The 5,967-nt window shown below is 71.7% G+C and carries 6 protein-coding genes and 1 pseudogene; 2 read left to right on the top strand and 5 right to left on the bottom strand.

Going from position 1 to position 5,967, the window contains the following annotated elements:
• Both SACPADRAFT_RS33745 and SACPADRAFT_RS0206225 read right to left on the bottom strand, forming a co-directional pair.
• Positions 1-191: pseudogene (locus SACPADRAFT_RS33745) on the bottom strand (alpha/beta family hydrolase); the annotation flags it as partial.
• A 22-nt stretch (positions 192-213) separates the two neighbouring features.
• Positions 214-1,008 carry an SOS response-associated peptidase gene (locus SACPADRAFT_RS0206225; RefSeq protein WP_007026132.1) on the bottom strand — a complete coding sequence of 265 codons (795 nt, stop codon included), beginning with the start codon at positions 1,006-1,008 and terminating at the stop codon, positions 214-216.
• A 203-nt stretch (positions 1,009-1,211) separates the two neighbouring features.
• Here SACPADRAFT_RS0206225 and rsgA point away from each other — a divergent pair, with 203 nt between their 5' ends.
• Both rsgA and SACPADRAFT_RS0206235 read left to right on the top strand, forming a co-directional pair.
• Positions 1,212-2,225 (top strand): ribosome small subunit-dependent GTPase A, encoded by a 1,014-nt coding sequence (gene rsgA, locus SACPADRAFT_RS0206230; protein ID WP_007026131.1) that lies wholly within the window; start codon positions 1,212-1,214, stop codon positions 2,223-2,225.
• A gap of 154 nt (positions 2,226-2,379) precedes the next feature.
• The gene (locus SACPADRAFT_RS0206235; RefSeq protein ID WP_007026130.1) at positions 2,380-3,222 is read left to right on the top strand and encodes an SCO4651 family lipoprotein; all 843 of its coding nucleotides are present in this window, start codon (positions 2,380-2,382) and stop codon (positions 3,220-3,222) included.
• 92 nt (positions 3,223-3,314) lie between these two features.
• Here the strand turns inward: SACPADRAFT_RS0206235 and pruA are convergent, their stop codons facing one another.
• The 3 genes from pruA to SACPADRAFT_RS0206250 form a co-directional block, all read right to left on the bottom strand.
• Complete coding sequence (gene pruA, locus SACPADRAFT_RS0206240; RefSeq protein WP_007026129.1) at positions 3,315-4,943, bottom strand: L-glutamate gamma-semialdehyde dehydrogenase; 1,629 nt, start codon at positions 4,941-4,943, stop codon at positions 3,315-3,317.
• Between the two features lie 55 nt (positions 4,944-4,998).
• Entirely contained in the window at positions 4,999-5,595 is a 597-nt protein-coding gene (locus SACPADRAFT_RS0206245) for a DUF6912 family protein (protein WP_028662264.1), read from the bottom strand.
• A partial coding sequence (locus SACPADRAFT_RS0206250) for a WS/DGAT domain-containing protein (protein ID WP_157577086.1) occupies positions 5,592-5,967 on the bottom strand: 376 nt, incomplete at its 5' end. The genes SACPADRAFT_RS0206250 and SACPADRAFT_RS0206245, both read right to left, overlap by 4 nt.

The raw sequence follows: 5,967 nt of genomic DNA on the forward strand, positions 1-5,967 counted from the left end.
CGGTAGGGCTGTTCCACCAGCGCGACGTGCACGTCCGCGGCGCGCGCCGCGCGGGTGACGGTGACCAGGTCCGGGGCCTCGATCCCGCCGCCGGCCCCGTGTCCGAGCAACAGTGCGGCCACGCCCTCGTCGGACCCGTGGATCGAGACCCGGGCGGGGCCGTGCGGGGTGGCGATCTCGGTGACCGTCATCAGCGTGTCCCACCGTGTCCGGTCACTGCTTCGGCACCTCGAACAGGGCGCCGGTGGCGCCGTCGTCGAGGTCGGTGGGCTCGGGCTCCGCCCGCTCGACGAGTTCCGGCCCGTTGTTGCGCACGCTGTTCACCCGGGTGGACACCGGACGCAGCTCCAGGGTGTCGACCCAGTCCCGCTCCGGCGGCCGGAGCAGGTCGGTCGCGTCGGTACGATCCGGGTCGAGCCACCCGGCCCAGCGGTCGGACGGCAGCGCCAGCGGCATCCGGTGGTGGATGTCGGCGAGCGGGCCGACCGCGTCGGTGGTGATGATCGAGAACGTGATCAGCGGCGGGGAGTCCGTCTCGCCCTTCGGATCGCGCCAGGTCTCCCACAGCCCCGCGAACGCCAACGAGGACCCGTCGCGCGTGGTGGTGAAGAACGGCTCCTTGCGGCCCTTCCCCCCGTCGGCCGCCTTCCACTCGTACCACCCGTCGGCCGGCACCAGGCAGCGCCGCCGGGACAGCGCCTTGCGGAACGCGGGCTTCTCCTGCGCGGTCTCGGCCCGGGTGTTGATCATCTTCGCGCCGACGGACGGGTCCTTCGCCCAGAACGGCACCAGCCCCCAGCGCATCATCCGGAGGCTGCGCACCGACGGTTCGTCGGCGAGCGGGGTGCCGTCGGCATCACGCGGATGCCGCTGGACCACGGTGACCACGTCCTTCGTCGGCGCGACGTTGTAGTCCGGCCCCCGTCCGGAACCGTCCGTGCCGTCGAGGGCGTCGAACTCCCGCATCAACGCGGCGGGATCCTTCGTCGCCGCGTACCGGCCGCACATCGGTCTCCGTCCTCCGTCCTCCGTCCGGCGCCGGTGTTCCCCGGCGGCGGCACGGGCGTACCCGGGTGGGTCGGTCCACCCGGACGCCATCCTGGCACGGTTGTGCGGCCGTGGCGAGTGGCATGCGGGATCATCGTCGGTGACAGTGTCGCCGCCGTCGTCCCGGGAGGCAGCGGCGGTCCCGGCCAGGAAGGTGGAACGGTTTGCCGCGCAGGGATTGGCGCACGTTCGACGAGAGCGACGTCCGGGTGCGACCGGGCAAGGGCTCCCGGCCCCGGAGCAAGCAGCGGCCCACGCACCCGGACGCGGTCGGGGCGATGGTGCTCTCGGTGGACCGGGGCCGCTGGCGGTGCGCGGTCGACGGTGCGGCGGACCGTGTCGTGACGGCGATGCGGGCCAGGGAGCTGGGCCGCACACCGATCGTGGTGGGCGACCGGGTGGGGTTGGTCGGGGACACCAGCGGGGCGCCGGACACCCTCGCCCGGATCGTGCGGGTCGACGAGCGGACGAGTGTGCTGCGCCGCACCGCCGACGACACGGACCCGTACGAGCGCGTGGTGGTCGCGAACGCCGAGCAGCTGTTCATCGTCACCTCGCTGGCCGACCCGCCGCCGAAACGCGGGTTCATCGACCGGTGTCTGGTCGCCTGCTACACGGGCGGACTGGAACCGGTGCTGTGCCTGACGAAGGCGGACCTCGCGGACCCGGACGAGCTGCTGGCCTCCTACGCCGACCTGGCGGTGCCGTCCGTGGTCACCCGGTACGACGCGGACAATCCCGAGCTGCGGGAGCGGCTGCGGGACCGGGTGTCGGCGCTGGTGGGTCACTCCGGCGTCGGCAAGTCCACCCTGGTGAACCGCGTCGTGCCGGAGGCCGGGCTCGCCACGGGGGAGGTCAGCGCGGTCGGCAAGGGCCGGCACACCTCGGTGGGAGCGGTAGCGCTGCCGCTGCCCGACGGTGGCTGGGTGGTCGACACCCCCGGCATCCGGTCGTTCGGCCTCGCGCATGTGACACCGGACCAGCTGGTGGCCGCGTTCCCCGAGTTCGCCGAGGCGGCCGAGGAGTGCCCGCCGAACTGCGGCCACCTCGGGCCGCCGAAGGACCCGGACTGCGTCCTCGACCGGGTCGTCACCGACGGGGACGCCACCCCGGGACGGCTCGACTCGCTGCGCCGACTGCTGCAGTCCCGCGCGGGCACGGAGGTGCCGGAGGGCTGACCGGGGGTACCGTGCTCGCACCGAACCCGATCCCCGGGGCACGCACTCCAGCCAGGGGCCGGTGATACGGGTCACTTTTCACCCGAAAGGGGAACCGTCCGCTCGGCGGGCAGGTCCGAGCCGGCAACACAGACTCGACAACGAGGGGGCAAGCATGCGCAGATCAGCTCTCGCCGCGGGCGCGGCCGCGTTCGTCCTGGCACTCGCGGGCTGCGGGAACACGGTCGACGGCCAGGCGTCCGGAGCGTCCGGGGGCACCGGTGGCACCGGGGGCGACGGCGGGTTCATGAACCTTTCCGAACTCGTCTCCTCGTCCTCCGACAAGGCGTCCGAGGCCAGTTCGTCGCGCTTCAGCATGGAGACGACGGGGATGGGCCAGACGATGCGGGCCGAGGGCGAGGCCCGGTACGCCGGGACGGACACGGCGATGAGCATGACCATGGACATGCAGGGCCAGACCGTCGAGATGCGCCTGGTCGACCGGACGATGTACATGAAGATGCCGCAGGGGCAGGGGGCGGAGCTCGGCACCGGCACGGACAAGCCGTGGGTCGAGATGTCCCTGGACGGCGACAATCCGATGGCCGAGGCCATGGGCGGTAGTTCCGGTATGGCCGAGCAGAGCGATCCGACCAAGATCCTCGAACAACTCGAGCAGTACGGCGGCGAGATCGTCGACACCCGGGAGACGACCCTCGACGGTGAACAGGTGACCCGATACACGGTCGAGCTCGACATGGCGAAGGCCGCGGCGATGATGGGCGGTGAGCAACTCCGCGCCGAGCCTCAGCCCTCGCAGGACACCACGATCCCCATGGAGATCTACCTCGACTCCGGGAATCTGCCCCGGCGCATCGAGATGAACATGGATGTCATGGGCCGGTCGGCCTCCATGGTGATGGACTACAGCGACTGGGGCACGCCGGTGACCATCGAGGCGCCCCCGGCGGACCAGGTCACCCAGTTCGAGAGTGCGGACATGACCGGGGGTAACTGAACCCTGCACCCGTGAGAGCCCGGGGCCCCGGATCACACCGATCCGGGGCCCCGGTCCGTCCGCGGAGGCCGTCTCCGGTGCCCGGCTCCCGCTCAGCCCATGTGCGGGTAGGTGATGTCGGTCGGGGCGACGAAGGTCTCCTTGATCGCCCGGGGGCTGGTCCAGCGCAGCAGATTGAACATCGACCCGGCCTTGTCGTTGGTGCCCGAGGCCCGTGACCCGCCGAACGGCTGTTGGCCGACGATCGACCCGGTGGGCTTGTCGTTGACGTAGAAGTTGCCTGCCGCGTGCCGCAACGCGCGGTGCGCCTGCTGCACCGCCTCCCGGTCGTCGGCGAAGACCGCCCCGGTCAACCCGTACGGGGCGCTACGGTCGACGACGTCGAGGATGCGTTCGTAGTCACCGTCCGGGTAGACGTGCACCGCCATGATCGGACCGAAGTACTCGGTGGAGAACAGCGTGTGCGCCGGGTCGTCCGAGACCAGCACCGTCGGCTCGACGAACCACCCGACCTGGTCGTCGCAGCCCCCGCCGACCAGGGTCTCCACGGACGGGTCGTCGCGCACCCCCGCCAGCAGGTCCCGGTGCTTGGCGAACGCCCGCGCGTCGATGACCGCCCCGCCGAAGTTCGCCAGGTCGGTGACATCGCCGTAGCTGACCGTCTTGGTGAGGTCGGCGAGCTGTTCGCGCAGCCCACCGTTCCACAGCGAGCGCGGCACGTAGGCGCGGGACACGGCCGAGCACTTCTGCCCCTGGTACTCGAACGCCCCCCGGACCAGCGCGGTGACCAGCTTGTCCGGGTCCGCCGACGGGTGGGCGACGACGAAGTCCTTGCCGCCGGTCTCCCCGACGATGCGCGGGTAGCACCCGTAGTTGTCCAGGTTGTCCGCGATGGTGCGCCACAGGTGCTTGAACGTCGCCGTCGACCCGGTGAAGTGCAGCCCGGCGAAGCCGGGGTCGGGCAGGGCGACCTCGCTGACGGCCCGCCCGTCGCCGGTGACCATGTTGATCACCCCGGGCGGCAGTCCCGCCTCCTCGAAGACCCGCATGGTGTAGTGGGCCGCGAGCTGCTGCGACGGCGTCGGCTTCCACACGACCGTGTTGCCCATGAGCGCGGGTGCGGACGGCAGATTGCCCGCGATCGCGGTGAAGTTGAACGGCGTGATGGCGACGACGAACCCGTCGAGCGGGCGGTACTCCATCCGGTTCCAGGCCCCGGGGACCGAGTTCGGCTGCTCGGCGAGGATGCGCCGCGCGTAGGCGACGTTGAACCGCAGGAAGTCGATCAGTTCGCAGGCCGCGTCGATCTCGGCCTGCTGCACCGATTTCGACTGGCCGAGCATCGTCGCCGCGTTGATGGTGTCCCGCCAGGGTCCGGCGATCAGGTCGGCCGCCCGCAGGAACACCGCCGCGCGTTCGTCGAAGGGGAGTTCGCTCCACCCGGGTGCCGCCGACTTCGCGGCGGTGACCGCCTCGGCGACGTCGGCGTCCGTGGCCTGCGCGGCCACCCCGAGCACGTGCCGGTGGTCGTGCGGTTGCACGACGTCGAACCGGTCACCGCCGGCGAGCCGGTGCCGCCCGCCGATCGTCTGGGTGAGGTCGGCCCGCTCGGACTCGAGCTCGGCCAGTCTGCGTTCCAGTGACCCGCGTCCCGGGGTCCCCGGGGCGTAGGTGTACACCGGCTCGTTCGCCGGTACCGGTACGGATGTGACAGCGTCCATGGTGTCCCGCCTTTCCGTTGTTCGTCCGCCTTGTGGGCGGTGCGCGGACACATGGTTACATGAGTTCGAGGAGGAAGGGCAGTTCCTGCGGCGCGTACCAGGCGAGTTCGTGGTCCTCGGCGTCGCCGAGGGCCAGCTCGGCGTCCTCGTCGCCCAGATCGGCGTCGTCGATCACCGGCGCCGCGGCCAGCACGGCACTCTCCGCGTCCGGGGTGTCCACGTGCACCGCGGCCACCGTGTCCAACGGGACGGGACCGGACAGCCGCACGACCGCGTGGTCGAGGTCGGGGCGCAGCGTCACCTCCTCCGGGTCGGCCGAGATGACGACCCGCCGCGGCGGGTGCTTCCCCCCGGTCGCCCGGTCCGGGTCCGACGGCACACCGTCGGCATCCCCGTCCGCGGCGTCGGCACCGTCGGAATCCCCACCGTCGGCGTCGGCACCGTCGGAGTCCCGCTCGGCCGCCAGCAGCCGCAGCGAGGCCCTGGCCGCCTCGGTGAGCGCGGCGTACTCCAGTTCCTCGGTCGTGCCGCTGGTGTACGACTCGCGCAACGCCGGGGTGAGCGCGAACGCCGTCCCGTTGACGGGGAGCACCTCACCGTGGTCGACGAGTTCCCGGAGCATGCGCACTGTGGCAGGTACGTAGACCCTCACCAGATCGTCCCTTTCAGTTCCTCGAGCGCGTCGGTGACCATGCCGGCGAGGACGTCGACGTCGGACAACGCCTTCCGGTCACCGTTCAATCCGACGTGGACCCCGCCGTCGTACGAGGTGATGCCGACCGCGAGCGCCTGGTTCCGCGCGAGCGGCATCACCGGGTAGATCTCGGTCATCCTCGCAGGGCCGGCGTACCGGGGCCGTTGCGGACCGGGCGAGTTGCTCACGACCACGTTGAACAGGCGTCCGGACAGCGAGCTCGCCGCGCGCGCGGCGAGCGACTGCATCGTCGCGGGCGCGAACCCTCCGAGGCGCAGCATCGCGGCCGCCGCCACCGACCGGTCCGCGTCCGGCTGGGCGGCCATGGCG

Origin of the sequence: Saccharomonospora iraqiensis subsp. paurometabolica YIM 90007, from assembly GCF_000231035.2 — a bacterium.
Lineage (GTDB): Bacteria > Actinomycetota > Actinomycetes > Mycobacteriales > Pseudonocardiaceae > Saccharomonospora > Saccharomonospora paurometabolica.